Origin of the sequence: Pseudomonas sp. Sample_20 (assembly GCF_004307585.1) — a bacterium.
GTDB classification, from domain to species: Bacteria; Pseudomonadota; Gammaproteobacteria; order Pseudomonadales; family Pseudomonadaceae; genus Aquipseudomonas; species Aquipseudomonas atacamensis.
Genome location: NZ_RCOA01000123.1, coordinates 1 through 26,855 on the forward strand (window position 1 = coordinate 1; position 26,855 = coordinate 26,855).

19 protein-coding genes and 1 riboswitch are annotated in these 26,855 nt (G+C 59.9%); of the genes, 15 read left to right on the forward strand and 4 right to left on the reverse strand.

All coding sequences use genetic code 11. The features are described from left to right. Window positions 1-927 precede the first annotated feature (927 nt). Window positions 928-1,140: riboswitch (cobalamin riboswitch) on the forward strand. Between the two features lie 98 nt (window positions 1,141-1,238). The 5 genes from cobW to D8U70_RS24090 all read left to right on the forward strand — a co-directional run bounded on the left by cobW (window position 1,239) and on the right by D8U70_RS24090 (window position 9,964). Then, window positions 1,239-2,303 carry a cobalamin biosynthesis protein CobW gene (cobW, locus tag D8U70_RS24070; protein WP_024012737.1) on the forward strand — a complete coding sequence of 355 codons (1,065 nt, stop codon included), beginning with the start codon at window positions 1,239-1,241 and terminating at the stop codon, window positions 2,301-2,303. Window positions 2,304-2,306: 3 nt separating this feature from the next. Further along, window positions 2,307-6,155, forward strand: a complete 3,849-nt coding sequence (gene cobN, locus D8U70_RS24075) for a cobaltochelatase subunit CobN (RefSeq protein WP_130929914.1) — start codon at window positions 2,307-2,309, stop codon at window positions 6,153-6,155. Window positions 6,156-6,371: 216 nt separating this feature from the next. Further along, window positions 6,372-7,382, forward strand: coding sequence for an AAA family ATPase (locus tag D8U70_RS24080; RefSeq protein WP_130929915.1), 1,011 nt, complete (start codon window positions 6,372-6,374; stop codon window positions 7,380-7,382). Then, complete coding sequence (locus tag D8U70_RS24085) at window positions 7,355-8,047, forward strand: VWA domain-containing protein (protein ID WP_241664691.1); 693 nt, start codon at window positions 7,355-7,357, stop codon at window positions 8,045-8,047. The genes D8U70_RS24080 and D8U70_RS24085 overlap by 28 nt, the downstream gene beginning before the upstream one ends. A gap of 357 nt (window positions 8,048-8,404) precedes the next feature. Continuing rightward, window positions 8,405-9,964 (forward strand): TerC family protein, encoded by a 1,560-nt coding sequence (locus tag D8U70_RS24090; protein WP_130929917.1) that lies wholly within the window; start codon window positions 8,405-8,407, stop codon window positions 9,962-9,964. A 35-nt stretch (window positions 9,965-9,999) separates the two neighbouring features. On the opposite strand, the gene D8U70_RS24095 is transcribed toward D8U70_RS24090, so the two are convergent. Together D8U70_RS24095 and D8U70_RS24100 are read right to left on the reverse strand one after the other, a co-directional pair. Next, a complete protein-coding gene (locus tag D8U70_RS24095; protein ID WP_130929918.1) occupies window positions 10,000-11,076 on the reverse strand; it encodes a GGDEF domain-containing protein in 1,077 nt (358 codons plus the stop codon). A 115-nt stretch (window positions 11,077-11,191) separates the two neighbouring features. Continuing rightward, a complete protein-coding gene (locus D8U70_RS24100) occupies window positions 11,192-11,623 on the reverse strand; it encodes a thioredoxin family protein (protein ID WP_130929919.1) in 432 nt (143 codons plus the stop codon). A 458-nt stretch (window positions 11,624-12,081) separates the two neighbouring features. Between D8U70_RS24100 and D8U70_RS24105 the strand changes: the two genes are divergently transcribed. The 8 genes from D8U70_RS24105 to D8U70_RS24140 all read left to right on the forward strand — a co-directional run bounded on the left by D8U70_RS24105 (window position 12,082) and on the right by D8U70_RS24140 (window position 18,745). Continuing rightward, window positions 12,082-12,930 carry a transporter substrate-binding domain-containing protein gene (locus D8U70_RS24105; protein WP_122707956.1) on the forward strand — a complete coding sequence of 283 codons (849 nt, stop codon included), beginning with the start codon at window positions 12,082-12,084 and terminating at the stop codon, window positions 12,928-12,930. 51 nt (window positions 12,931-12,981) lie between these two features. After that, window positions 12,982-13,644, forward strand: a complete 663-nt coding sequence (locus tag D8U70_RS24110; RefSeq protein ID WP_024012746.1) for an amino acid ABC transporter permease — start codon at window positions 12,982-12,984, stop codon at window positions 13,642-13,644. A 9-nt stretch (window positions 13,645-13,653) separates the two neighbouring features. Continuing rightward, on the forward strand, window positions 13,654-14,316 hold the full coding sequence (locus D8U70_RS24115) for an amino acid ABC transporter permease (protein ID WP_071172258.1): 663 nt from the start codon (window positions 13,654-13,656) through the stop codon (window positions 14,314-14,316). Further along, window positions 14,313-15,104 carry an amino acid ABC transporter ATP-binding protein gene (locus tag D8U70_RS24120; RefSeq protein WP_110646500.1) on the forward strand — a complete coding sequence of 264 codons (792 nt, stop codon included), beginning with the start codon at window positions 14,313-14,315 and terminating at the stop codon, window positions 15,102-15,104. Before D8U70_RS24115 ends, D8U70_RS24120 begins: the two co-directional genes overlap by 4 nt. 31 nt (window positions 15,105-15,135) lie before the next feature. Then, entirely contained in the window at window positions 15,136-15,525 is a 390-nt protein-coding gene (locus D8U70_RS24125) for a RidA family protein (RefSeq protein WP_016774497.1), read from the forward strand. 147 nt (window positions 15,526-15,672) lie between these two features. Continuing rightward, a complete protein-coding gene (locus D8U70_RS24130; RefSeq protein ID WP_016774498.1) occupies window positions 15,673-16,437 on the forward strand; it encodes an IclR family transcriptional regulator in 765 nt (254 codons plus the stop codon). Between the two features lie 38 nt (window positions 16,438-16,475). Further along, entirely contained in the window at window positions 16,476-17,690 is a 1,215-nt protein-coding gene (locus D8U70_RS24135) for an amino acid deaminase (protein ID WP_130929920.1), read from the forward strand. Between the two features lie 134 nt (window positions 17,691-17,824). Continuing rightward, window positions 17,825-18,745, forward strand: a complete 921-nt coding sequence (locus D8U70_RS24140) for a sugar kinase (protein WP_130929921.1) — start codon at window positions 17,825-17,827, stop codon at window positions 18,743-18,745. A gap of 116 nt (window positions 18,746-18,861) precedes the next feature. On the opposite strand, the gene D8U70_RS24145 is transcribed toward D8U70_RS24140, so the two are convergent. Together D8U70_RS24145 and D8U70_RS24150 are read right to left on the reverse strand one after the other, a co-directional pair. Continuing rightward, entirely contained in the window at window positions 18,862-19,137 is a 276-nt protein-coding gene (locus tag D8U70_RS24145) for a peptidylprolyl isomerase (protein ID WP_007912322.1), read from the reverse strand. Window positions 19,138-19,177: 40 nt separating this feature from the next. Beyond that, on the reverse strand, window positions 19,178-21,727 hold the full coding sequence (locus D8U70_RS24150) for a PAS domain-containing protein (RefSeq protein WP_130929922.1): 2,550 nt from the start codon (window positions 21,725-21,727) through the stop codon (window positions 19,178-19,180). A 109-nt stretch (window positions 21,728-21,836) separates the two neighbouring features. On the opposite strand from D8U70_RS24150, the gene D8U70_RS24155 reads away from it, so the two are divergent. Together D8U70_RS24155 and D8U70_RS24160 are read left to right on the forward strand one after the other, a co-directional pair. Then, complete coding sequence (locus D8U70_RS24155; RefSeq protein ID WP_130929923.1) at window positions 21,837-22,946, forward strand: PilT/PilU family type 4a pilus ATPase; 1,110 nt, start codon at window positions 21,837-21,839, stop codon at window positions 22,944-22,946. Between the two features lie 134 nt (window positions 22,947-23,080). Next, a complete protein-coding gene (locus D8U70_RS24160) occupies window positions 23,081-26,839 on the forward strand; it encodes a hypothetical protein (RefSeq protein WP_130929924.1) in 3,759 nt (1,252 codons plus the stop codon). Window positions 26,840-26,855: the final 16 nt, after the last annotated feature.

Below are 26,855 nucleotides of genomic sequence, written 5' to 3' on the forward strand. Positions count from 1 at the left end.
AAGCACATGATTCACCGGTTTCCCGTTTCACCCTGTGAAGGGCACCCGTAACAAGGTGGGCAGGAGAACATGGGTTTGGGTTTTTAGTCAATTTCCCGGGAGTTTTCGGTGCTGCGGTGGAGGTATTTTTCTGATGTTTTTGTGTGTATATCCGTTGCTGTGGGTGTTGCTGATTACGGTTTCGCCCTTACGGCGAGGCACTTTTTCCAAACGCCGAAAAAGTACCCAAAAAGGCTTGCTCCTACGTTCGGCCCTCGCAGGCTCGGGTTCCTTCGCTGCGGGACTGATCCGGGCGCAGCGGCTACGGTTTGCTTCGCTGCACCTCCTTCCGCTGTGTACGACTGCGTCGTACGGTCGCTGCGCTCCCACGCCCGGATCAATCCCTCCGCTCAGCCTTCCGACGTCGCCGGTGGATCAAGATCAAAAGCACTCGAGCTAACGCTCATTGTTGAGTGGTGAAAAGCGTGTGGTCTGCTTTGGATCTGTGTTGGATTCGCCCCTCATCGGAACGCCGCCCGCCCAGCCCTCTCCCGAGGGAGAGGGAGCCGATTTGCGGGCTTTTCAGAATCTGCATCCGACTCGATATCGCAAGTCGGCGTATTTCGCCTAAACACCTCGGTCAGTCCCCTCTCCCTCGGGGAGAGGGCTAGGGTGAGGGGCTCTAGATCTGGCTTTTGCTTTGGCTTTGATCTTTTGCCCCTTCAGCAGGCTGCGCCCGGATCGGTCCCGTAACGAAGGTACCCCGAGCTCCAGCGAGCGGGCCGTACGCCGGGGCAAAGCCTTTTGGTTCCTTTTTGCTGTGCCGGCACTCCGGCGTTTGAAAAAGGGACTCGCTGTAAGAGCAAAACCTTAAGAAGCCGTTACCGCAGCAACGGATATACCCCCAGTTTCAGACTCACCGAGCATTGACCCACGACGGACCCATGCGTAGCCTTGCGCTTTCGAGGTTCTTCGGCACTCGCCGAAGCTAAGAAGGGAACGCGGTCAAAGCCGCGGCTGCCCCCGCAACTGTGAACGGTGATGTTCGTTGCCACGCCACTGCCAGCTCAACCGATGAGCCAGCGGGAAGGCGCAATGGACGCCAGGCCCAGCGCCTGAACGCCGTCAGCCAGGAGACCTGCCTCGTCACAGATTCTCACTACAACCGGGCGGGGTGATCCGGTGGCGAATGCTTCCGGCGTGCATGCGCGCTGCCGGTTCTCGTCCCGTATGCCCGCCGCTTGCCAAAGGGCATACCGATGAAAACACTGGCCAAACTCCCCGTCACCATCGTCACCGGTTTCCTCGGTTCGGGCAAAACCACGCTGCTGCGGCACATGCTCGATAACGCTCAGGGCCGGCGCATCGCGGTGATCGTCAACGAGTTTGGCGAGCTGGGCATCGACGGTGAAATCCTCAAGCAATGCACCATCGGCTGCACCGAAGAAGAGGCCAGCGGCCGCGTTTATGAGCTGGCCAACGGCTGCCTGTGCTGCACGGTGCAGGAAGAATTCTTCCCGGTAATGCGCGAACTGGTCGCCCGTCGAGGTGACCTCGATCACATTCTCATCGAAACCTCCGGCCTGGCCCTGCCAAAACCGCTGGTGCAAGCCTTCCAGTGGCCGGAAATCCGTAGCGCTTGCACCGTTGACGCGGTGATCACCGTGGTCGACAGCCCGGCCGTCGCTGCTGGCACCTTCGCAGCGTTCCCGGATCAAGTTGATGCCCAGCGCAAACTTGATCCGAACCTTGATCACGAGTCGCCGCTGCACGAATTGTTCGCCGATCAACTGGCCAGTGCTGACCTGGTCATCCTCAACAAGGCCGACCAGACCAGCGCGGAAGATCTGGCTCGGGTGCGCGCTGAAGTCGCCGAAGAGCTGCCGCCAGCGGTAAAAATCATCGAAGCCAGCAATGGCCGCCTGCCGCTCGACGTGTTGATCGGCCTCGGTGCCGGCTCCGAGGAACACATCGACAGCCGCCACAGTCACCACGATCACCATCACGACGGTGATGACGACGACCACGATCACGACGCCTTCGATTCGATCTCCATCGAACTGCCGCAAGCCGACGAAAGCCTGCTGCTCGATGCGCTGACGCAACTCGTGGTGCAACACGGCATTCTGCGCGTGAAAGGCTTCGCGGCGATTCCGAACAAGCCGATGCGCCTGTTGATCCAGGGTGTGGGCACGCGTTTCGACAAGCATTTCGACCGTCAGTGGGGCGCCGAAGAAGCGCGCGTCACGCGTCTGGTGCTGATCGGTCAGGAACTCGATGCCGCACAACTCGAAGCGCAATTGCGCGCTGCGCTCAGCGTTTAAGCCATGCACCTGCTCAGGACCCAGCCCGGCGGATTCGTCTCGGACGACAACATTGCCGACCTCGGACAAACCCCCGCCGAGCTGGTGATCCTGTGCAGCGGCGATTCCAGCCTGGCGCTGCTTGCCGAGGCTGCGCAACAATTGCCCGATGACTATCCGAGCCTGCGTCTGGCCAACCCGATGCAGGTGCAGAATCATGCCTCGGTCGATCTGTATGTCGACGAAGTGCTGCGCCACGCCAAGGTCATTCTGATCTCACTGCACGGCGGCATCGCCTATTGGCGCTACGGTGTCGAGCGGCTGGTCGAGTTGTCCGAACGCGGCGGGCAACTGATTCTGGTGCCCGGCGACGACCGCCCGGACCCCGAGCTCAGTGACTTGAGCACGGTCAGCGCCGAAGTACGCGATCGACTCTGGCAATTTCTGCGTCAGGGCGGCATGGGCAATGCGCTGGATTTCTTCCGTTGCCTGGGCAACCAATGGTTCGCCCGCGATTACCCGTGGAACGAGCCGCAAACCCTGCCGCGCACGGCGATTTATCACCCACAGAAAAACAGCGCTGCCCTGAGCGACTGGCAAGCCGAATGGCTGCCCGGTCAACCGGTGGCGGCGCTGTTGTTTTATCGCTCGCATTTGCAGGCGGCGAACACCGCGTTCATCGATGTGTTCTGTCAGCGTTTGCAGGCAGCCGGGCTCAATCCGCTGCCGATCGCGGTGGCCAGTCTGAAAGAACCCGGTTGTCTGTCGGTTGTCGAGGATTGGCTGGATGAAGTCGAGGCGGGGGTGATTCTCAACACCACCGGTTTTGCCCAATCGAGCCCCGAAGCACCGCATCTGCGCCCGTTTCGCCGCAACATCCCGGTGATTCAAGCGATCTGCGCCCAGGACAATGAGCCCGGCTGGCGCGACAGCGAACAGGGCCTTGGGCCGCGCGATCTGGCGATGCACATTGCTTTGCCGGAGCTTGACGGGCGCATCATCAGCCGACCGATCAGCTTCAAGGATCTGGCGTGGCGCAGCGAGCGCAGTCAGTCCGATGTGGTCTGCTATCGCGCCCAGCCCGAACGCATGGATTTCGTCGCCGAACTGGCGCGGCGCTGGGTTGCTTTGGCACACGTGCCGAACGGCGAAAAACGCATCGCGTTGATCCTCGCCAACTACCCGACCCGCGACGGCCGCATCGGCAATGGCGTCGGCCTCGATACGCCGGCGGCGGCGCTGAATATCCTCCGCGCATTGCGTGCCGAAGGTTATCCGATCACGGCCGAGTTGCCCGACAGCGGCACCGAACTGATCCAGCAACTGCTCGGCGGCGTCAGCAACGACCTCGATAGTCTCGACTTGCGCCCGTGCCAGCAGAGCCTGGCGATGGACGATTACCTGGCAATGTTCAATGCGTTGCCGGAGGCGAATCGTGTCGCGGTGCAAGAGCGTTGGGGATCGCCGCAAAACGATCCGATGTGTCGCGACGGCCGGCTGATGATCGCCGGTCTGCGTTTCGGTCTGACTTTTGTCGGCATCCAGCCTGCACGCGGTTATCAGGTCGATCCGAGCGCGGTGTACCACGACCCGGATCTGGTTCCGCCGCACGGCTATCTGGCGTTCTATTTCTGGTTGCGCAACACCTACGGTGCCCACGGCGTGATCCACGTCGGCAAGCATGGCAATCTCGAATGGCTGCCGGGCAAGGGCGTTGGGCTATCGGAAAACTGCTGGCCGGATGCGTTGCTCGGCCCGCTGCCAAATATCTATCCGTTTATCGTCAACGATCCGGGCGAGGGCGCCCAGGCCAAACGGCGCACGCAGGCGGTGATCATCGACCACTTGATGCCACCGCTGACCCGCGCCGAAACCTACGGGCCGCTGCGCAATCTGGAGCTGCTCGCCGACGAGTATTACGAGGCGCAACTGCTTGATCCGCGCCGCGCCCGCGAGTTGCAACGCGACATTCTGCAACTGGTGCGGGACACGCAAATCGACCGGGAACTGCAACTGGATGCTGCGCTGGACAGCGATGCCGATGCGGCGATCTGGTTGCCGCGTCTGGACACTTATCTGTGCGACCTGAAGGAATCGCAGATTCGCGACGGGTTGCACATTTTTGGCGAATCGCCGAGCGGGCGCTTGCGTATCGATACCTTGCTGGCGTTGCTGCGCATCCCGCGCGGTGACGGCAAAGGCTCGCAGTCGAGTCTGCTGCGAGCACTGGCCAAAGCGTTTGATCTCGGTTTTGATCCGCTGGATTGCGCCTTGGCCGATCCTTGGAACGGCCCGCGTCCGCCCGAGTTGCAGACCTTCAGCGAAGAAGTCTGGCGCACCGCCGGCGACACCCGCGAACGCCTCGAATTGTTTGCCGCAGACCTGATCTCCCAAACACTGAATGTCCCCTGTGCGAGCGAGCATGCTCGCGAAAGCGGTGCGTCAGGTAAATCATTGTTGAATGACACACCGAGTTCGCGAGCAGGCTCGCTCCCACAAGGGTCGGGGTGGGCGGAGGTTAATTCGATACTCGAGCATCTGCGCGAAGTCGTCGCCCCACGGCTCGACGCTTGTGGCCCGGCCGAAATGCGCGGTCTGCTTGACGCCCTCAGCGGTCGTTTCGTCCCCGCCGGCCCCAGCGGTGCTCCGAGCCGTGGCCGTCTCGACGTGCTGCCCACCGGGCGCAACTTCTATTCGGTGGACGTGCGCAATCTGCCGACCACCACCGCGTGGCGCATCGGATTCCAGTCGGCGACGCTTATCCTTGAACGACACTTGCAGGATCACGGCGATCACTTGCGCCAGCTCGGCCTGTCGGTCTGGGGCACCGCAACCATGCGCACCGGCGGCGACGACATCGCTCAGGCCATGGCGTTGATGGGCGTGCGTCCGGTCTGGGCCACGGGCAGTCAGCGCGTGGATGATTTCGAGATTCTGCCGCTGAGTCTGCTCGATCGTCCCCGGGTCGACGTGACGCTGCGGGTTTCGGGCTTTTTCCGTGATGCGTTTGCCAATCTCATCCGCCTGTTCGACGCCGCCGTGCAAGCGGTGGCCGCGCTGGATGAGCCGGATGACTTGAACCCATTGGCCGCCAAGGTGCGCGCCGAACGCCAGGCGCTGTTGCAGTCGGGCGTCGATGAAGATACCGCGCTGCGTCAGGCCGGGTGGCGCATCTTCGGCGCAAAACCGGGAGCTTACGGCGCCGGGGTGCAAGGCGCCATCGATGGGCGTCTGTGGCAGACCCGCGAAGACCTTGCCGAGGTTTACCTGAACTGGGGCGCCTACGCTTACGGCGGCGCCGACGAGGGCACGGCTGCCCGCGAGCAGTTCAGCCAGCGTCTGAGCCAAGTCCAGGCAGTTCTGCAGAACCAGGACAACCGCGAGCATGACTTGCTCGATTCCAACGATTACTACCAGTTCCAGGGCGGCATGCTCGCGGCGGTGGAGACGCTGCGCGGCGAAGCGGCGGCCAGTTATCACGGTGATCACAGCCAGCCGGATCTGCCGAAGATTCGTACCCTGAAGGAAGAGTTGAACCGTGTGGTGCGCTCGCGCGCGGCGAATCCGAAGTGGATCGACGGGGTCAAGCGTCACGGCTACAAAGGCGCGTTCGAACTGGCGGCGACGGTTGATAATCTGTTCGCTTTCGATGCGACCACGCAGTTGATCGATGACCATCAGTACGCGTTGCTGGCGGAGGCATATTTGCTCGATCCGGCGACCCGGGATTTTGTTCGTGAACATAATCCGCATGCTCTGCGCGACATGACCGAACGCATGCTCGAAGCGCAGCAGCGCGGGATGTGGCAGGAGCCTGGGGCTTATAAAGAGGCGCTGGAGAATTTGCTGTTGGATATCGAGGAAGATATGTAGCCGCTAAAAAGCTACCCTCACCCCAGCCCTCTCCCGGAGGGAGAGGGAGCCGATCTCTAGCGCTGTCGAAATTTGCGTCGACCCGATGCATCACGTCGACAGAACTCGAGAGGCCATCACGGTCTGTTCCCTCTCCCTCTGGGAGAGGGCTAGGGTGAGGGCAACAACTGACACACCACACCGTCACGACCATCCACGACCACGAAAGAGCAACCCATGACCGACACCCCGCATTTCCCACTCTCCGCCGTGGTCGGCGCCGATGACTTGAAGCTCGCCCTGTGCCTGACCGCCATCGACCCGAAAATCGGCGGCGTACTCATCGAAGGTCCGCGCGGCATGGCCAAGTCGACCCTGGCCCGGGGCCTGGCGGACCTGCTCGCCAGCGGCCAATTCGTCACGTTGCCATTGGGCGCAACTGAAGAGCGGCTGGTCGGCACCCTCGATCTCGATGCTGCCCTCAGCGACGGTCGCGCGCAGTTTTCGCCCGGTGTTCTGGCCAAGGCTGACGGTGGCGTGCTCTATGTCGATGAGGTCAATCTGCTGCCCGATCACTTGGTCGATCTGCTGCTCGATGTCGCCGCCAGCGGTATCAACCTGATCGAGCGCGACGGCATCTCCCATCGACATTCGGCCAAATTCGTCCTGATCGGCACCATGAACCCGGAAGAGGGCGAACTGCGGCCGCAACTGCTTGACCGCTTCGGCTTGAACGTTGCCCTCAGCGGCCACACCGCGCCCGCCGAACGCGGACAGATCATTCGCCGGCGGCTGGATTTCGACAGCGATCCACAAGGGTTCTGCGCGCAGTGGGCGAGCGAGCAACACATCCTGCGTTCGCGCTGTGAAAGCGCCCGCGAGCGTTTGGCAGCCATCCCGCTGGATGACGCGGCATTGGCGTTGATTACCGAGCGTTGTTTCGCTGCTGGCGTCGATGGCTTGCGTGCCGATCTGGTCTGGTTGCGCGCGGCCCGCGCCCATGCCGCGTGGCGTGGGGCGGATGCGATTGCTGAAGAGGACATCAACGCGGTGGCCGAATTTGCCCTGCGCCATCGCCGTCGCGAGCAGCCCTTGGCCGGCGCGGAGCCACAAGCGCAATCTCCGTCAGGCGCAGACAGCAAAACCGGTGAAGGGCAGGGCCAGTGGGGCGAGATGCCGGCAACGGCGCAAGCCACCGGTGCCCGCCGCGAAGTTCCGAGCTGGCCGCCGCAGGCAAAAAAGCCCTAGGCATTCGCCCCCGATCCGACGCGGGGGCGAATGCCAGACCCCGTGCCGGACAACTCGACAATGGCCGCCAAGGCCGACGCCAGAGCGCCAGCAGCGGTTCGGTGAACTGGCCGGGCACGCTGCTCAATGGCCGGCCTCAGCGCCGCGCCGATCTGCTGTTTCAACAGCGCACCCGCTCGCCCCATGAAATTTGGCTGGTGATCGTCGACGCGTCGGCCTCGACCCGTCGCCATCAGGCCTTGAGCGATGCCAAGGGCCTGCTCGCGCAGCTGTTCGACGATGCTTACCGCCAGCGGGCGCGGCTGGCGTTGCTGACCGCCAGTGGTTCTGCGCCGAAATGGCAGGTGCAAGGCTTGAAGGCCTCAAGCGGCCTGAGCGTCTGGCTCGACGGTCTGGGCGCCGGTGGCGGCACGCCGTTGCTCGCGGCACTGGCGCAGGCGCAGCAATGGCTGACGCTGCGACGCAAGCGTTTTCCTGCCGAACAGCAACGCTGCCTGATCGTGACCGATGGTCGCGTGAAAGAACTGTCGGCGTTGCCAGTGCTGGCGTGCCCCGGATTGCTGATCGACATCGAGCGCGGGCCGATTCGACTGGGCCGGGCGAAGGATCTGGCGACCGCGCTGCAAGCGCAGTATCAGCATATCGATGAGCTGGATTTGCGCTGAAATCCGCCGCACCGCTCGCACCCTGTGGGAGCGAGCCTGCTCGCGAAGGCTTCTTCAGCAACGCTGAAAATCTTCGGTTACATTGATTCGTACAGATTTTGAAATGATTTGCCGCTGTAGAACAGGCCGGTCGACGCTGTACGCTCGAAGGCCATTTTTCATTCAGGATCTACATGAACACCCTCTCGGAGCCTCCCAGTCAGCACTCTCCAGCACGCCTTCGCGCGGTCTTGATCCTTTCGCAGCATCCCGTCTTCCGACTTCCGACTATGGTTGATAACGCGGCTCTTGAGCTTTCGCGTTGCACTTCGCCGTGTCCGGCCGCCTGAATTCACTGAAGAGAGATCGAGACGTTTTATGGAATGGTTAGCGGATCCCACAGCCTGGTTAGGCCTGTTGACTCTGATCGTGCTGGAACTGGTACTGGGTATCGACAACCTGGTGTTCATCGCAATTCTTGCCGACAAACTGCCGCCGCATCAGCGCGATCGTGCGCGGATCATCGGTCTGTCCCTGGCGTTGATCATGCGCCTGGGCCTGTTGGCGAGCATTTCCTGGCTGGTTACGCTCACACAGCCGTTGTTCGAGGTGTTCGACAAGAGCTTCTCCGGGCGTGATCTGATCATGCTGTTCGGTGGCGTGTTCCTGTTGTTCAAGGCGACGATGGAGTTGCATGAACGGCTCGAAGGCCATGTCGGCGAGCGCTCGACCAACACAACCTACGCGCTGTTCTGGCCGATCGTGGCGCAGATCGTGGTGCTCGACGCGGTGTTCTCCCTCGATGCGGTGATTACCGCTGTGGGCATGGTCGATGAACTGGCGGTGATGATGATCGCCGTGATCATTTCCATCGGCCTGATGATCGTCGCCAGCAAGCCGCTGACCCGCTTCGTCAACGCGCATCCGACCGTGATCATGCTGTGTCTGGGCTTCCTGATGATGATCGGTTTTGCCCTGACCGCAGAAGGTCTGGGCTTCCATATCCCGAAAGGTTACCTGTACGCCGCCATCGGTTTCTCGATCCTCATCGAAGTCTTCAACCAGATCGCCCGGGCTCGGCGCAAACGTTCGATGCAGGGCGTGCGCCCGATGCGCGAGCGCACAGCCCATGCGGTGATGCGTCTGCTCGGTGGCCGCAAGCTGGCGGCGGAGGAGGTTGGTGAGGAAATCTCCGACCTGCTGGACAACGGTGAAGCGCCGGTGGCCGAGCTGTTCGACCGTCGTGAGCGGGTGATGATCAGCGGCGTGCTGCAACTGGCGGAGCGGCCGATTCGCAACCTGATGACGGTGCGCGCCGACGTTGACCTGATTGATCTTGCCGATGACGCCGAAACCATTCGCACGAAGTTGATGCATTCGTCGTATTCACGCTTGCCGCTGATTCGCGATGGCGCGGTGGACGAGCCGCTTGGCTTCGTACACAAGAAGGAATTGCTCAAGGAGTATCTGGCCGGCAACGAGCCGAACCTGGAGCATCTGGCACGCAAGACCGTCAATCTGCTCGACAGTTACTCGATCCTCAATGCCCTGGAGCAAATGCGCGCGGCATCGACGCACATCGCCTTCGTGGTCAATGAGTTTGGCGATTTCGTCGGCGTATTGACCATGACCGACATCCTCGAATCGATCGCAGGTGAGTTGCCCGATGCCAGCGAAATCGAAGGCCCTGACGTGGTCGAAGAGCGCGGCGGGTTTCTGGTCAGCGGCGCGCTGCCCTTGGCTCGCGTTCGCCAGCGTACCGGCTTCGATGCCGAGCCGACCGAGGATTATCAGACCATGGCCGGGTTGGTCATGAGTCTGCTGGATCGGTTGCCGATGACCGGCGATCGACTGGAATACGAGGGCTGGCAACTGACCGTCAAAGTGGTAGAAGAACGGCGGGTGACGCGGGTATTGCTGGAGCGTGAGGTGGCTTGAGCATTCGTGGAATGGCGCAGCGGTCGCTGCGCTTGTTACTGATGAAACGTAAAGCGGTCCTTGCCCGTATGCTTTGATTCGTACAACGCCGCATCCGCTTTGATCAGCGCCTGATTCAACGAGTCACCCTCAGCCACCCGGGTAATGCCGATGCTGATGGTGACCGGGTGCCGGGTGGGGTGTTCACGCACTGACTGGCACAGTTGCGTGGCAAGGCTTTCAACATCCTCGTGCCGCACTCCCGCCAGATAGATCGCGAACTCCTCACCGCCCATACGCGCGTAGTCAAACGAAATCATCACTGCCTTGATATCGGCTGCGACGCGAATGAGCACCTCATCACCGATGTCATGCCCGTAGGTGTCGTTGACCTTCTTGAAGTTGTCGATGTCGATCATCATCAGGTAATGATCGCGCTCGCGCGGGCTTGCCAGCAGCCGTTGCCCTGCGTGGGTCATGAACGAGCGTCGGTTGGGAATCTGCGTCAGCGGGTCGTTATAGGCCTGATCCAGCAGCAGCCGCGACATCAGGTAGTTGTTCAGCTTGGCCTCACGAAATTTCAAAAAGGTGTACACCGTGAGCGCGCAGAGGAACACGCTGTAGCAGGCAGTCAGGACGCCGCGCAGTTCAGTGATTTCGGTAGTGGTGGCGAGAAACGGGTTGAGGATCACCCAGATCACAACTTGTACCGCAAAGAACGCCCAGCGCCGCAGCGGCAGTACTGACACGCTGTACAACATGCTCGCTGCGGCCAGCACCAGCCACAAGCTGTGCGAATCAGGCGCGAGGCCGTCGACGATCATTCGCACACCGACGGTCAATCCCAGGACCAGCAACAGGGTGAGCACATCGAAATGACTGGCTTTGCGCGTAAAGCCGAGTACCACCGTCAACAGCGCGAAACCAGCGAGAAACGCCATCGAGCGCCACGTGAAACCCTGGCCGCCGAGAAAACTGACGATCAGATCAAACAGCAGCCACATGAAAATGCTGACCACATAGATCAACAAGCTGAACGGTTTGAGCCGTTCGAATTCGCGCTGGAGAAACTCTTCCCTCAACTCGTTAGACGCGGTTTCCTTCCACGCTTGCGCTTCAATGGTTTCGAACATGCTTATCCCGCTGTCTGCGCCGATCCTGGCAACCACCCGAACCGGCGGGCGGCGCGCAATGTGTTCGCTCAACAGCAAAGCAGGCAGACAACGGGTTGTCCAATCCCGGTCGGGTTCAGCGCAGAAGCCGGTGGCGCGAACCAGTGACGGTGCGCAACGACTTGAGCGTGCGCCGCAGCCAGGCCAGATCATGGTGAGGTTTGCGTGGCGTTGCGGGAGCCTTTGTCCTGCCGACATGCCGGGCCATATCCTTCGCCAGGGTTTCCTCGGTGCCGATACCTTTGAGCTTTTTCAGCAGCCTGCCGTTTTTATAGAACAGCACTGTTGGCGTGCCCGTGACATTCGGGTGCTTGGGCGATTGGCTGGTGTTGAGCATATAGATGTTGGCGCGCAGTCGGTAAGGCTCGGCAATCTGCCGAAAGACCGGCCCGGCCCATTCGCAGGCGGGGCAGTGATCATTGGCGAAATACAGAATGACCGGACGCCAGGTTTTCAGGGCTTTGCGGTAAACCGGGTCCAGCGCGAAAGTTGTGTTTGTGGCGTTCATCGAAGGGTCCTTTTCAACGAGCGGGTAGGCACCTTGACGTTAAAGGAGCAGGGGCGTCGCGGTCTACTGTCAGAAATTACAGGTGGGCTGCGTAACCACGAGAAGTGCTGTCGTGACGGTGATAGCCGTCGGGAAACGGCAGGGTGGGGATGTCTACAGGCAGGCGCTAAAGCGCTGATACCGGGTCTTGTTCAACTGTCACCCTGATTCGCACCACAACGGCGCGATCTGACCCAAGTTGGGAACGCATTACCCCTTTAATGGCTGTGTCAGGTCTTTCCTTCGTTCTAAGTCGGGCCAAACCCTTTGGTCCACGAACCATATCTTGTTGATTCCAATAGCGTTCAAAGCAGTTACAGATTTCGCGAGATTCCTGTGGCACACTTTCTGCTGTCTATTCCGTAGTAACAAACCGTGTTCCGGTATAGCGGAATAAACACAATTCTGGAGTGCTTGCCATGCATCGCCGTCCTTCGTTGTTCAAAGCGTGTGTTTTTGTTCTTGCAGCTTCTTCGTCGATCATGGGCCTGGCCCAGGCTGCCGACAGCAAGCTCGACAGTGTTCTTGCCCGTGGCAAGTTGATCGTGGGCACTGGCAGCACCAATGCGCCGTGGCACTTTCAGGGCGCGGACGGCAAGTTGCAGGGTTTTGATATCGACATCGCCAGGATGGTGGCCAAAGGGCTGTTCAACGACCCGAGCAAGGTCGAGTTCGTGGTGCAGTCGTCCGATGCGCGGATTCCCAATCTGCTCACCGACAAGGTCGACATGAGCTGCCAGTTCATCACCGTTACCGCCAGCCGCGCACAGCAAGTCGCGTTCACCCTGCCGTACTACCGCGAAGGTGTTGGCCTGCTGTTGCCTAACAACAGCAAGTACAAGGAAATCGAAGACCTGCAGGCGGCGGGCGATGACGTCACCGTTGCGGTGCTGCAGAACGTCTACGCCGAAGAACTGGTGCATCAGGCATTGCCCAAGGCCAAAGTCGATCAGTACGACAGCGTCGACCTGATGTACCAGGCCGTGAACTCCGGCCGCGCCGATGCCGCCGCCACCGATCAGTCCTCAGTCAAATACCTGATGGTGCAGAACCCTGGCCGCTACCGCAGCCCGAGCTATGCCTGGAGCCCGCAGACTTACGCCTGCGCCGTCAAACGTGGCGATCAGGACTGGCTGAACTTCGTCAACACCGCGCTGCATGAAGCCATGACCGGTGTTGAGTTCCCGACCTACGCCGCCTCGTTCAAACAATGGTTCGGTGTTGATCTGCCATCTCCAGCCATCGGTTTCCCAGTCGAATTCAAATGATCCCGTGAGAGTGGGGCGATGACCGTCGCCCCGCTCAAGGTACTGCTGACCATGAACTATCAGTTGAACTTTGCCGCCGTGTGGCGCGATTTCGACACCTTGCTGGCGGGGCTCGGTCTGGGCTTGCAACTGGCGCTGGTGTCGATCGCCATCGGCTGCGTGATCGGCCTGCTGATGGCGTTTGCCTTGCTGTCGAAGCATCGCGCCTTGCGGGTGCTGGCCTCGGTGTACGTCACGGTAGTGCGTAACACGCCGATCCTGGTGTTGATTCTGTTGATCTACTTTGCACTGCCCAGCCTTGGCATTCGTCTGGACAAGATTCCTTCGTTCATCATCACGCTGTCGCTGTATGCCGGCGCGTACCTGACCGAAGTCTTCCGTGGCGGCTTGCTGAGCATTCCCAAAGGCCAGCGCGAAGCCGGGCTGGCAATCGGTCTCGGTGAATGGCAGGTCAAGGCTTACGTCACCGTGCCGGTGATGCTGCGCAACGTGTTGCCGGCGTTGTCGAACAACTTCATTTCGCTGTTCAAGGACACCTCGCTGGCGGCTGCGATTGCGGTGCCGGAGCTGACTTATTACGCGCGCAAGATCAACGTCGAGAGCTACCGGGTGATCGAAACCTGGCTGGTGACCACGGCGTTGTATGTCGCGGCCTGTTACCTCATTGCCATGCTGCTGCGTTACCTCGAGCAGCGTCTGGCGATCCGCCGATAGGAGGCTGCGATGTACGAATCTCCCAGTTGGTTGCATGAATTGTGGGTCGCGCGCGAGCCGTTGTGGCAGGGCTTTCTGACCAGTGTGCAGGTCTCGGCGCTGGCCATTGTGTTGGGCACCTTGCTCGGCGTGGTTGCCGGCCTGGTCCTGACTTACGGCAAGTTCTGGATGCGTGCGCCGTTTCGGCTGTACGTCGATCTGATTCGCGGCACACCGGTGTTTGTATTGGTGCTGGCCTGCTTTTATATGGCGCCGGCGCTCGGTTGGCAGATCAGTGCGTTTCAGGCTGGAGCCCTGGGCCTGACACTGTTTTGCGGCTCGCACGTCGCCGAAATCGTTCGTGGTGCGCTGCAAGCCCTGCCGCGCGGGCAGATGGAGGCGGGGAAAGCCATCGGCCTGACGTTCTACCAATCCCTCGGCTACGTGCTGTTGCCTCAGGCGCTGCGGCAGATTTTGCCGACCTGGGTCAACTCGTCCACCGAAATCGTCAAGGCGTCGACCTTGCTCTCGGTGATCGGCGTTGCTGAATTGCTGCTCAGTACGCAACAGATCATCGCCCGGAACTTCATGACCCTGGAGTTCTACCTGTTCGCCGGTTTTCTGTTCTTCGTCATCAACTACGGCATCGAATTACTCGGCCGGCACATTGAAAAGCGGGTGGCCCTGCCATGACTCAAGCTCAAGTTGCTTCACAGGATCAGGCATTGCTGGATATTCGCGGCCTGCACAAACAGTACGGCACGGTGGAAGTGCTCAAGGGTGTCGACCTGAGCATGCAGCGCGGCAACGTCGTCACGCTGATCGGCTCCAGCGGTTCGGGCAAAACCACGCTGCTGCGTTGCGTGAACATGCTCGAAGAATTCCAGGGCGGGCAGATCCTGCTCGACGGCGAGTCCATCGGCTACGACGAGGTCAACGGTAGACGTGTGCGCCATGCGGAAAAGGTCATTGCCCGCCATCGTGCGATGACCGGCATGGCCTTCCAGCAATTCAACCTCTTCCCGCACCTGACCGCGTTGCAGAACGTCACCTTGGGCCTGCTCAAGGTGAAGAAAATGCACAAGGACGAAGCCGTGGTGCTCGCGGAAAAATGGCTGGAGCGTGTCGGCCTGCTGGAGCGGCGCAATCACTTTCCCGGTCAGTTGTCCGGCGGTCAGCAACAGCGCGTGGCGATTGCCCGAGCGATTGCGATGAACCCCAGCCTGATGCTCTTCGATGAGGTCACTTCGGCCCTCGATCCGGAGCTGGTCGGTGAGGTGCTCAACGTGATCAAGGGGCTGGCCGAAGATGGCATGACCATGTTGCTGGTGACCCACGAAATGCGTTTCGCCTTCGAGGTCTCGGACAAGATCGTTTTCATGAATCAAGGGCGGATCGAAGAGCAGGGACCTCCCAAGGAACTGTTCGAACGCCCGCAATCGCCGCGTCTGGCGGAATTTCTCAAGAGCACGCGGTTTTGAATCTGCACTTTTGCAATCAGGAGAAACACCCATGAGCATTACGCGTTACGGCACCGGCAGCACCGCCGCCGGCGGCCAGCCTCGTCCATTCGCCCGCGCAGTTGAAGCGGATGGCTGGCTGCATGTGTCCGGCCAGGTTCCGGCGGTGGATGGCGAGATCATCGTTGGTGGCATCGTCGAACAGACCCACCAGACCATGAAGAACCTGATCGCCATTCTCGAAGAGGCTGGTTATGGCCTCGAGGATGTGGTCCGCGCTGGCGTCTGGCTGGACGATCCACGGGATTTCAGCAGTTTCAACAAGGTCTTCGCCGAGTATTTCAAACCCGAACACGCCCCGGCGCGGGCCTGTGTGCAGGCGAGCATGATGGTTGATTGCAAGGTTGAGATTGACTGCATTGCCTACAAGAAGAAGGCCTGATACACGCCGATCGTTCCCACGCTCTGCGTGGGAATGCAGCCCGGGACGCTCTGCGTCCCAAAAGTGGACGCGGAGGCATTCCCACGCGGAGCATGGGAACGATCATTGGCTGTAAACTCCCGGCGACTTTGAATGGAAACCACTGACATGACCGAAGACACCATCAAGCGCCGGGCACGCGGTCTGGACCGGGCGTTCGATATCCTCGATTTTCTCAAGGAAATCGGCCAGCCCCTGCGCCCCAACGACATCGCCAATGGCATCGGCAGTCCGAAGTCGACGGTCTACGAACTGGTCGCGTCCTTGCTGGAGCGAAGGATTCTCGAGCCGGTGGGCAAGGACGGTCACGTCTATCTTGGCCGCCAGCTGTACTTCCTTGGCCAGGCACATCTGCGGCATTTCGACCTCAGCCGCGAGGCCGATCACGCTTTGCAGGAGATCGTCAGCCAGACCCGCGAAACTGCGCAGATGTGTCTGCTCAACGGGCGCAAATACACCGTTGCATTGATGAAGGAGGGCGAGCGGCATTTCCGCATTTCCTCCGATATTGGCGAAAACGCGCCGATCCCATGGACAGCGTCCGGGCGTCTGTTGCTCGCGCATTTGAGCGATCAACAGATCATCGACCTGATCGACGAAGACGACTACATCCTGCCCGACGGCGAACGCCTGCCACTGGACCGTTTTCTGGCGGAGATTCGTCAGGCCGGCAGCGATGGCTTCTTCTCCTTCGACAGCGTCGCCGACACCTTCACCCATTGCTTCGCCGCGCCGGTCAAAGACCCGCAGGGCGTGGCCATTTGCACTTTGTGCATCGTCGCCCCGCGCGCCGATGCGAAAAACAATTACAACGACTATCGCCGGGTGCTGATCGAGAGCGCCAACAGCCTCGCCCGGCGGATCAACGAATAACCGCGGCTGCCTGCGGCCGCGCCTGTGAGGATTCGACCATGACCACTGCCATCAACTCTGCCGTAGAAAAAGGCGACGCCGCCATCGGCGCGCAATTGACCCGCGACGTCAGCCTGCCGGCGCTGGTGCTGCACCGCGAGGCGCTGGAGCACAACATTCGCTGGATGCAGAAATTCGTCAGCGACAGCGGCGCCGAGCTGGCGCCCCACGGCAAAACCAGCATGACCCCGGCACTGTTCAAACGACAGCTTGACGCCGGCGCCTGGGGAATCACCCTCGCCAGCGCCACCCAGGCCCGCGCGGCTTATGCCCACGGCGTGCGTCGCGTGTTGATGGCCAACCAGTTGGTCGGTACGCCGAACATGGCGTTGATTGCCGATCTGCTCGCCGATCCGACGTTCGATTTCCATTGTATGGTCGACCACCCGGACAACGTCGCCGACCTCGGGGCTTACTTCGCTTCCCGTGGGGTCAAGCTCAACGTGATGATCGAATACGGCGTGGTTGGCGGCCGTTGCGGTTGCCGCAGCGAGCAGGAAGTCATCGAATTGGCCAAGGCCATCGATGCGCAACCGGCACTGGCCCTGACCGGTATTGAAGGTTACGAAGGCGTGATTCACGGCGATCATGCGGTCCGTGGCATTCGCGAATTCGCCGCGTCGCTGGTTCGCCTCGCGGTGCAGCTACAGGACAGCGGCGCCTTTGCCATCGCCAGACCGATCATCACTGCGTCGGGTTCGGCCTGGTACGACCTGATCGCCGAATCCTTCGAAACCCAGAACGCCGCTGGCCGCTTCCTCAGTGTGTTGCGCCCGGGCAGTTACGTGGCGCACGACCATGGCATCTACAAAGAGGCGCAGTGCTGCGTGCTCGACCGTCGCAGCGACCTGCACGAAGGCCTGCGCCCGGCGCTGGAAGTCTGGGCCCACGTGCAGTCGCTGCCGGAACCGGGTTTTGCGGTTATTGCTCTGGGCAAGCGCGACGTCGCCTTCGATGCCGGTTTGCCGGTGCCGTTGTTGCGCTACAAGGCCGGTGTGGTGCCGGCGGCGGGGGATGATGTCGGCGCGTGCAAGGTCACGGCGGTGATGGATCAGCATGCGTTCATGACCGTGGCGCCGGGTGTAGAACTGCGGGTCGGCGACATCATTTCCTTTGGTACTTCGCATCCATGCCTGACTTTTGACAAGTGGCGGGTAGGGTTGCTGGTGGATGAGCAGTTGGCGGTCATCGAGACCATGGAAACTTGTTTCTAAGGCTTGAGATTGCGTTGCGGCGGCTATTCGCGAGCAGGCTCGCTCCCACAAGATCAATGCGTTCCATTGTGGGAGCGAGCCTGCTCGCGAAGACGCCCGCTTAGTCTCCACTGAACCACCCGAGATCCCGCCCGATGAAAATCCTCAGCAACACCCCGCGCATCGCCCTGATCGGCGAATGCATGATCGAACTGCAACAACGCGCCGACGGCAGTCTGCAGCAAAGCTTCGGTGGCGATACCCTCAACACGGCGGTGTATCTGTCCCGTGCGCTGGGCGACAAGGCGCAAGTCGACTACGTCACCGCGCTGGGCGATGACAGTTTCAGCGACGCCATGTGCCAGATCTGGCGCAGCGAAGGCATCGGCCTCGATCTGGTGCAGCGTTTGCCCGGTCGGCTGCCTGGTTTGTATTGCATCCAGACCGACGCCAACGGCGAGCGGCGTTTTCTGTACTGGCGCAACGAAGCAGCGGTACGCGATTGCTTCACCACCCCTGCGGCCGAGCCGATCCTCGCGGCGTTGCCGCACTACGACGTGCTGTATTTCAGCGGTATCACCCTCGCTGTACTCGGAATGCAAGGCCGCGCCCGACTGATCAAGACCCTGATAGAAGCCAGGCAGCGCAGCGCACGCATCGTTTTCGACAACAACTACCGCCCGCGCCTGTGGGCGTCGGTGGAAGAGGCGCGCGCGGCGTATCGCAGCGTCCTGCCTTATGTCGATCTGGCGTTGCTGACGGTGGATGACGAACAGGCGTTGTTCGGGTTTGCCGATGGCGCTGAAGTGTTTGCCACTTACGCACAGATCGGCACGCCGGAAGTGGTGCTCAAGCGCGGCGCCGAGGCGTGTCTGATTCGTTGTCAGGGGGAGGCGTTTGAAGTGCCGGCGCAGAAGGTCGATAAGGTCGTCGACACCACAGCGGCGGGGGATTCGTTCAGTGCGGCGTATCTGGCCAGGCGCTTGCTCGGCGGCAGTCCGGCAGAGGCGGCGCAAGCGGGACATGAATTGGCCAGTCGGGTGATACAGGTGCCTGGAGCGCTGATCCCCAGGTAATCAGAGAATGGCCGCTTGCTGCGCAATCGGTTCGCGAGCAGGCTCGCTCCCGCAATGAAAACGCGGTGGACATGTGGGAGCGAGCCTGCTCGCGAAGAAGTCCGGCAGCCAGCCGATCAATCTCGATAAAAAACCTGCACCAGGTGATAACCAAACTTGCTTTTGATCGGCCCATGCACGGTGCGCAGTGGTTTCTTGAAAATCACCGCATCAATCGCGCCGACCATCTGTCCTGGACGTACTTCGCCCAGATCACCGCCGCGTTTGCCGGACGGGCAGGTGGAAAATTTCTTCGCCAGCACATCGAACGCTTCGCCCTTGGCAATGCGCTGTTTGAGTTGTTCGGCCTCTTCGGCGGTTTTCACCAGAATGTGGCGGGCTTGGGCTTTCATCGTGCAATACCTGATAACGGGGTGACAGCGGGGCGCGCGATTATGCCTCAAGTCGCGGGGTCGGGTTGCTCAACTTGCGAATCTTGCTCGCCAGCACTTCAAGGACAAAGGGCTTGGCGACCATGTCCATGCCCTCTTCAAGAAAGCCCTGACGCTCGGCAGCAATCTGCGCGTAACCGGTCATGAACAGCACTTTAAGCCCCGGACGATGCTGGCGAGCAATCTCCGCCAACTGGCGTCCGTTCATGCCCGGCAGCCCGACATCGGTAACCAGCAGATCGACGCGTTGCACGGACTCGAGCACGGGCAGGGCGTTCGTGGCGTTTTCCGCTTCGAAGGTGGTGTAGCCCAGTTCCTTGAGCAGATCCAGCACCAGCATGCGCACTGCCGGATCATCCTCGACCACAATCGCGGTCTCGCCTGAAGATGAAGCTGCAATCGGTTCGGCTTTCTCCACAGACGAGGATTCGGGCGTCGGCTCAAGCAAACGCGGCAAGTACAGACGTACGCAAGTACCTTGCCCCGGCACACTGTCGAGGCTGACATGGCCGCCGGACTGCTGGGCGAAACCATAAATCATTGACAGGCCGAGCCCGGTGCCTTGGCCGATCGGTTTGGTGGTGAAAAACGGGTCGAACGCCTTGGAACGGATTGACGGCGTCATGCCGGTGCCGTTATCGCTGACCGCGAGCATCACGTATTCGCCGGCCTTCACCGGCTCGAGAATGGTGGTGTCGCTGCTGTCGAGATACACGTTCGCGGTCTGGATCAGCAACGTGCCGCCTTCGGGCATCGCATCGCGGGCATTGATCACCAGATTGAGCAGGGCATTTTCCAGCTGGCTGACGTCGGTACTCACCGGCCACAAATCCTCGGGCAGGCGCAGTTGCAGCTCGATGGCATCGCCCTTGGTGCGGCGGATCAGGTCTTCCAGTGAATGCACCAGTTCATTGACGTGCAGTTGCTTGCGGTCCAGCGACTGGCGCCGCGAGAAGGCCAGCAAGCGATGCGTCAGCGCGGCCGCACGGTTGGCCGACGACACGGCCGCCTCGGTGAAGCGACCAATCTCATCGGCGCGACCGTTAGCGATATAGCGCTGCATCAAGTCGAGGCTGCCGATGATGCCGGTGAGCATGTTGTTGAAGTCATGGGCGATGCCGCCGGTGAGCTGGCCGACAGCTTCCATCTTCTGCGCGTGGCGCAAGGCGTCTTCGGCGCGCTCGCGTTCGAACATCTCGTTCTGCAAACGCTCGTTGGCCTGCGCCAGTTGCTCGGTGCGCGCGCTGACCCGCTCTTCGAGGGTCTCGTTGAGATTGCGCAGGGCTTCCTCGGTTTTCTTGCGCTCGGTTTCGTCGATGACAAAGATGTAGAAGCCATTCACTGCACCGTCTGCGCCATGTCGCGGCAGATAATTCATGAGGGCATGACGGGTGCTGCCATCGCGGTGCGGCGTGTAGAAACTGAAGGAACAGGAGCGCCCGGCCAGTGCTTCGGCGATGTACGGCGCACGCAGGAAATACGCCTCTTCGCCGATGACTTCGCGGATCGTGCGCCCATACAACTCCTGCGGCGTCAGGCCGTACCAGTCCAGATACGCTGCATTGTTGAGGCGAAAACGTTCTTCGGCGTCGACGTAGCTGATCAGGATCGGCATGGCGTTGATGATCAGCTGAAGTTCGGTCTGGCTCTGACGCAGCGCCTGTTCCGTATGTTTGCGTTCGGTCAGGTCCAGCGCGGCGCCGAGAAAGCGCATCGGCCGACCATGATGATCCTTGTAGCAACGCCCGCGCGCGAACACCCAGCGCAGCGTGCCATCGGCCTGCAACAAGCGATATTCCTCAGCGTACTCGGTGCCATGGGTGATGCAGTATTTGATGCCGCGCGCGACCATGGCGCGGTCTTCGGGGTGCACCCCGTGCATGTATTCGCTGATCGGCAACTGCCCGGCTCTGGTCGGATCGACGCCGTGCAGTTCGGCGAAGTGCGCATCGGCGATGAAACGGTCTTCGCCAATGTCCCAATCCCAGGTGCCGACGGCGTCGGTGGCGGCGAGGGCCAGTTGCAGACGCTCCTCGGACTGGCGCTGGGCCTTGAGGCTTTCTTCGGAACGACGCTGCAATTCCAGGGCAATGCGTCGGCGCTCGTTGGTTTCGATGGCAGTGATCAGAATCCCGGCCACCTGTGCGGTTTCATCGCGAATCGGGCTGTAGGTCAGATCCAGCCAGAAATCGGTTTTTTTGCCGTCCCGCTGCACGCTGAACCGCTGCTCGCTGAAGCTGCGCACCTGGCCCTGCAGCACCGCTTGGTATATCGGCTCGGCAAAATCCCTCACTTCCGGCCAGACCTCATGCGTCGGCTGCCCGAACGCTTCGGGATGCTTGCTGCCAGCGAGCAGGGCAAAACCATTGTTGTAGATCTGCGTGAGTTGCGGGCCCCATAACAGCAGCATCGGCATCGGCGAATGAATCACGATGTCCACCGCCGTGCGCAGGCTCTGCGGCCAGGTGCCGGCGGCGCCCAGCGGGCTGCGGCTCCAGTCGGTGCGGGCAATCAGGGCCTGAGCGTCATCGGTGGTGGATACAGCATTCATGTTTCAATCCTGAGCGTGGTTCGGTGAGACGGGGTCTATCATTGTTGCAGGAGCCGCGCCAAGCGTCGGCCAAATCTGCTCATTCAATGCTTCGCGGGTGCTTTCAGCCATGGAAATCGATGCACTGTTGTCAACATTGTCGCAAAAAAACGGCTCGGATCTGTTCCTCTCTACCGGCGCAGCGCCGAGTGCGCGCATTGATGGCGCGCTGACGGCGCTCAGCGATCAGCCATTCAAACCCGGCGAAACCGCAGCCATCGCCACCTCCCTGATGGACGCCGAGCAGCGCCGGGAGTTCGACCGGGATCTGGAAATGAACCTGGCAATCTCCCGAACGGGCGTCGGGCGGTTCCGGGTGAACATTTTCAAGCAGCGCAACGACGTTTCGATCGTGATCCGCAACGTCAAGGTCGACATCCCGCGATTCGAAGACCTGAAGCTGCCGCCGGTGTTGCTGGAAACGGTGATGCTCAAACGTGGCCTGATTCTTTTTGTCGGCGCGACCAGTTCAGGCAAGTCGACTTCACTGGCGGCACTCATCGATCACCGTAACCGCCACAGTGCCGGACACATCGTGACGATCGAAGACCCGATCGAATATATCCATCGGCACAAGCGCTCGATCATCAATCAGCGTGAAGTCGGCGTAGATACCCGAAGCTTTCATGCGGCTTTGAAGAACACTCTGCGCCAGGCTCCGGATGTTGTATTGATTGGTGAGATCCGCGATCGCGAAACCATGGAGCATGCGCTGTCATTCGCTGATACCGGCCATCTTGTTTTGTCGACGCTGCATGCGACCAATGCCAGTCAGGCACTGGATCGAATCATCAATATGTTCCCCGAAGAGAAGCGCGAGCAGCTTTTGCAGACATTGGGCAACAACCTCAAAGCCTGTGTTTCGCAGCGTCTGCTCCGCACTGTCGATGGGCAAAGGCGCGCGGCAGTCGAAATTCTTCTGGGTACGCCGACCATCGCTGACCTGGTCCGACGCGGCCAGTTCGAAGAGCTCAAGCCGATGATGGAAAAATCGACCGGACTCGGTATGCAGACATTTGACGCGGCACTGTTTGCGCTGTTTGCAGAAGGTGCAATCAGTGAGCAGGAAGCATTGAAGAATGCCGATTCGGTAAATAACTTGAAGTTGCGAATCAAACTTCAGCGCGATCAGGCAGGTGTTAACAATACAGGCGCCGGCGAGTGGGGTTTGATGGATTGACTTGGTGTCTTCAATTGCGTCGACTGATTGCGCGGCAACAACACTTAATAATTAACTCGTGGTTCGGTTGTATGTGTTTGGGTAAAACGTCATCACGCTGAATGGTCAGCTAGTTGGTTTGATGAGGTTTTGCCTTGAACGAAGTTAAGAAAAATAAAGTATTCCGCCCGTCGAAAGTTGCGCTGGCTGAATGGAAGTATCGGTCTGCGGCAGATGCCACCGAGCGCGATATGGTTCTTCGGCATCTGGAAGAGGCATTGAATGAGTACACTGAAGATCACGATATAGACTGGTATGGGCGTGAAGTAGAGTTGCAACCAGGCTCATCACTGCATGAAATATATAACCCCGGCAGACTTCTGCTCAATGAACTGCTGAAAACCGGGCCGGTCATTGGTGCAATCGGTCGAGAGGAGGCGCGCGAGCATAACGGCCTGGTTCGGATTACGCCGGAAGGCAAGATGGAAGTCCGTGCCGTCAGAGGTTGGGTAGATCTGGTTGCGGCGCAGTATTTTGAATACAGTCAACCTACGCGCTCGACGGTGAGTCTCATCGCCGACATTGCCGCAGTCGCCGGCGGTTTTGTATGGCCTGATCTGGATGTAACCCTGGATCAGTGGTTCAAGTTTCATGATATCGATCTGCCTGACACCAAGGCGAAGATCAGTAACTTGATCGGCTTGTTCAAGTTTTCACCCGAGGTCAGGGAGCCAGTTGCTTTTTGGGATCACTTTCAATCCAGTGAGCAGAGTCATCACGCATTATCCGAAGAGCAGTTTGCAGATATTCGTGGCGTCACCGCCAAGTTGATGCCGAAGCGCAAACTGTTGTCAGCCTTGTACAACGTCACGGGGCGCGCGGATATATCTCACGAAACGGCGGCGCAGCGCCTCGTTGAATTTGTCGCCTATCCAGTTTCGCTGGATCTTGCCAGAAGTTATATCAAAGAGCTGAATTGGTACGGGGTGAATGACGGGCAAACGCTCTCCGAAAATATTCTCCGCCAATTGTTGATGACCGCGATATTACTCGACCTGGACCCATCGATCGGCCATCGCCACTTGGTCGAACGGCGAGACCTGTACTCGCCAGACAATGTTGAGCGCCATCCATCAGAGATACTCGAGGAGTACACCGAGTTTGTGCGGAACAAGCGCTGGGTAGATCCGATATTGGCGCCTTTGGTGGTTCATCTTCTCCTGGCACGCAACGCGCCCGAATTTCTAGTCAGGAAAATTCCGACAGAGGTCACACTTGGGTCGATCGCCTGGATCAAGTTCTGTCGCGCTGTAGTATTGGTCGAGGCAGTAAAAACCGGGGCCTCGCGGGAATTGACCTATGCACAGATCATCGCTTACGGCGAACTGGAGCCGGTCAGTGAAGCGCAGAAGCATATGCGCGATCTGGCGCTGATCGACCCGATTGTCGAGTGGGCGTTGCTCAACCGGATTATCTCCAGAGCCGAGCTCGAACAGGCAGAAGAAACCTGTACACGAAGGGCGATTGACGCGTTTGAGCACCACGCAGACCAATTCGCCCAACTAGCCCGCGCATTTTCGACACCGTTACCCAACCGAGCGGAAATTGCCCGAAGCCAATTGAGAAAAGCTGCACCTGGCTGCGACACACTGGACGAAAAGGCGCTTTCCGAGAAAGGCGGACAGCAAATCATGTCCATGGTCGAGCTGCACCAATCGGGCGATCTGGTCACCGGTCAGTGGGACAGGCGCACCGTACGTTTGATCGTCAACGGATTGCTGCAACCTGCGATCAACTACAACCCTGCGGGTCTCAGTCTTTATCAGCGTTATCCGCAACTGCTGACAATTGAATCCTGTGACGAGGAAATGGATCGTCAGTTGGCCGTGCATTTCGAAGCGGTGAACGGCGGCATGATGTCTGCCGTCAAGCTGGCGTTGGCACACATGCCGGAAGCGGATCTGCAAGTGTTCATGAATGCCGAGATTCATTTTTTCACCGTGCGCGAATCGGCATCCTATGTGACTACGCGCCGGGCCGGCGGGCCTTTGAATGTAGGGCTTGAACAAGAAACACAACAGAGCCGGGATGCCGCCACGGGTAGCTTCGGTGTTGTGATGTACACGTCTGATGAAGACGCTGATCTTTGTTATGAATTATTCACTTCGCGTGCAGAAACCCGCAGGAATGATGCGCTGGGTGCTTTCATCAGACGGGAAAGAAAGCTTCAGCAACGCTCAAGAATGAGCGCCAGTGCCAACATGACGACGCCCCTGAGCAACACCCTGACCCAGAGCGTTCCGCTGAACATCAGGCGCTATACCCATGCCGCGGCCGAGGACGCTTCGATCAGCAGCAGTATGGCGATCATCGATTACTTCGGCGCACTGGAAGCACCAGCGCAATCTGCGCAGTTGCAGACAGGGTTCTACCAGAAATTCAACGACCCGAACGTCGTGCGCATCGCCGGGTTTCTCGCCGAGAACAGACCGTTCCTGAATAAAACCGAGCTCAGAGAGCTCGTGCGTGTACCGACGCCGCTCGAACTCTCCCGGGAAGAGGGCGAACGCTTGCTGACTTACTTCATCGACCTGTTGGTGCCGTTCAAAAAATGCATCGAGGACATCGCCTCGGGCGAACACAACAAGATGGTGGACGGGGTTTACGGATGTTTGATGGACGGCATCGGCCTGGTGGGAACAGTGGCTGGCGCCAGCTCGAAGGCGCTGAGTATTTCCACCAGGGCCATTTCCACTACTGCCAAGGCCGCGCGTTTCACCCGGCTGGCGTTTACTTCGGCCATCTCGCTTTTCAATCCCTTCGACGGTGTGCCCTCTGGTCTGCAGGCGGGCGGTAAACTGGTACACAAGGGCCTGCTGCGGTTCAACAAGAACACTCATGACCTGATTACTCTGGCCAGGGGGCAATTGCACAGGATCAGCGGTCGCCGGCAATCCTATGATCTGCTTGAAGCGGCCGATAACGCGCAATTCGGGTTGGGGAGCTGGCGGCCACGCGGGGCTACGCATGAAGCCGTCGCCGTGCTGGCCGCGCGCAGTGGTGACAAATGGTACTCGCTGAATCGACGCGGCAACTTGTGGGGCAAGTCTCTGGAGGGTTTTGTGTATCAAGCCCCCTTGCAACTGCCTGCTTCGCCGCGCACGTTGCCGCTCAGTTACACGCGCAAGTTCATCGAGCAAAGCCTGCCCCGTGCACGGGCCAAGATCGACAACGCATTGGAAATCTTCAACCGTCATGATTTCAAACGCGATCGCGACGCGCTGATGAAGATCGTGTTCGGCGATGCTTCTCAGGTGTCCACCGATCGGCTGGTGAACTACTTGCGTTTGATCCGCTTCGATTTCGCCGGTTTCTCCTTGAGCAACATGGTTCTCGACGGCCTCAAGATCAACGACACCCTGGCATCGTTCGATGTAAACAATTACCAGCGCTGGAAAGACGCGGGTTCGAGCGGCGATTGCGCTATAGCGTTTGTTGAGGTCTACACGAAAAACTTCAACCGACACTTCGTCAGCATGGGTCTGAACCACGATGTGATCGCCGACGACCTGATTCATGAGCTGTTCCACGCCAGCGCACAAACCGACGATGTCGGTTATGCCACCGACGCCGTGCATGCCAGTGACAGCGGACAGCAGCTGGATGTGTCCGTATTGCTCAATCTGGGGGCAGGTTGCCTGGCGCAGTCGCAGAGCGGCACTGACTGTCATGCGCCGTCCAGAGCCTTCGAAAACGCCGACTCGCTCACGCTGGTCACCTCATTGCTGAGTCAACTGATCACTGACGAGGTCACTTTCGATCAAAACATGACTGTTCTTGACAGTGCGCTCGAGGCCAGTGCGGGGCGGGCGATTGGCGAGCCGGTGGTCATTACCTTGAACAAACCTCGTTGATGAAAAGCACTGCCGC

Excerpts from the sequence above, each read along its gene's own strand:
- D8U70_RS24130 (WP_016774498.1), top strand. The coding sequence starts at position 15,673 with ATGACCGAAGACACCATCAAGCGCCGGGCACGCGGTCTGGACCGGGCG.
- D8U70_RS24145 (WP_007912322.1), bottom strand. The coding sequence starts at position 19,137 with ATGAAAGCCCAAGCCCGCCACATTCTGGTGAAAACCGCCGAAGAGGCC.
- D8U70_RS24090 (WP_130929917.1), top strand. The coding sequence starts at position 8,405 with ATGGAATGGTTAGCGGATCCCACAGCCTGGTTAGGCCTGTTGACTCTG.
- D8U70_RS24120 (WP_110646500.1), top strand. The coding sequence starts at position 14,313 with ATGACTCAAGCTCAAGTTGCTTCACAGGATCAGGCATTGCTGGATATT.
- D8U70_RS24125 (WP_016774497.1), top strand. The coding sequence starts at position 15,136 with ATGAGCATTACGCGTTACGGCACCGGCAGCACCGCCGCCGGCGGCCAG.
- D8U70_RS24135 (WP_130929920.1), top strand. The coding sequence starts at position 16,476 with ATGACCACTGCCATCAACTCTGCCGTAGAAAAAGGCGACGCCGCCATC.
- cobN (WP_130929914.1), top strand. The coding sequence starts at position 2,307 with ATGCACCTGCTCAGGACCCAGCCCGGCGGATTCGTCTCGGACGACAAC.
- cobW (WP_024012737.1), top strand. The coding sequence starts at position 1,239 with ATGAAAACACTGGCCAAACTCCCCGTCACCATCGTCACCGGTTTCCTC.
- D8U70_RS24115 (WP_071172258.1), top strand. The coding sequence starts at position 13,654 with ATGTACGAATCTCCCAGTTGGTTGCATGAATTGTGGGTCGCGCGCGAG.
- D8U70_RS24140 (WP_130929921.1), top strand. The coding sequence starts at position 17,825 with ATGAAAATCCTCAGCAACACCCCGCGCATCGCCCTGATCGGCGAATGC.
- D8U70_RS24150 (WP_130929922.1), bottom strand. The coding sequence starts at position 21,727 with ATGAATGCTGTATCCACCACCGATGACGCTCAGGCCCTGATTGCCCGC.
- D8U70_RS24100 (WP_130929919.1), bottom strand. The coding sequence starts at position 11,623 with ATGAACGCCACAAACACAACTTTCGCGCTGGACCCGGTTTACCGCAAA.
- D8U70_RS24105 (WP_122707956.1), top strand. The coding sequence starts at position 12,082 with ATGCATCGCCGTCCTTCGTTGTTCAAAGCGTGTGTTTTTGTTCTTGCA.
- D8U70_RS24080 (WP_130929915.1), top strand. The coding sequence starts at position 6,372 with ATGACCGACACCCCGCATTTCCCACTCTCCGCCGTGGTCGGCGCCGAT.
- D8U70_RS24110 (WP_024012746.1), top strand. The coding sequence starts at position 12,982 with ATGAACTATCAGTTGAACTTTGCCGCCGTGTGGCGCGATTTCGACACC.
- D8U70_RS24095 (WP_130929918.1), bottom strand. The coding sequence starts at position 11,076 with ATGTTCGAAACCATTGAAGCGCAAGCGTGGAAGGAAACCGCGTCTAAC.
- D8U70_RS24155 (WP_130929923.1), top strand. The coding sequence starts at position 21,837 with ATGGAAATCGATGCACTGTTGTCAACATTGTCGCAAAAAAACGGCTCG.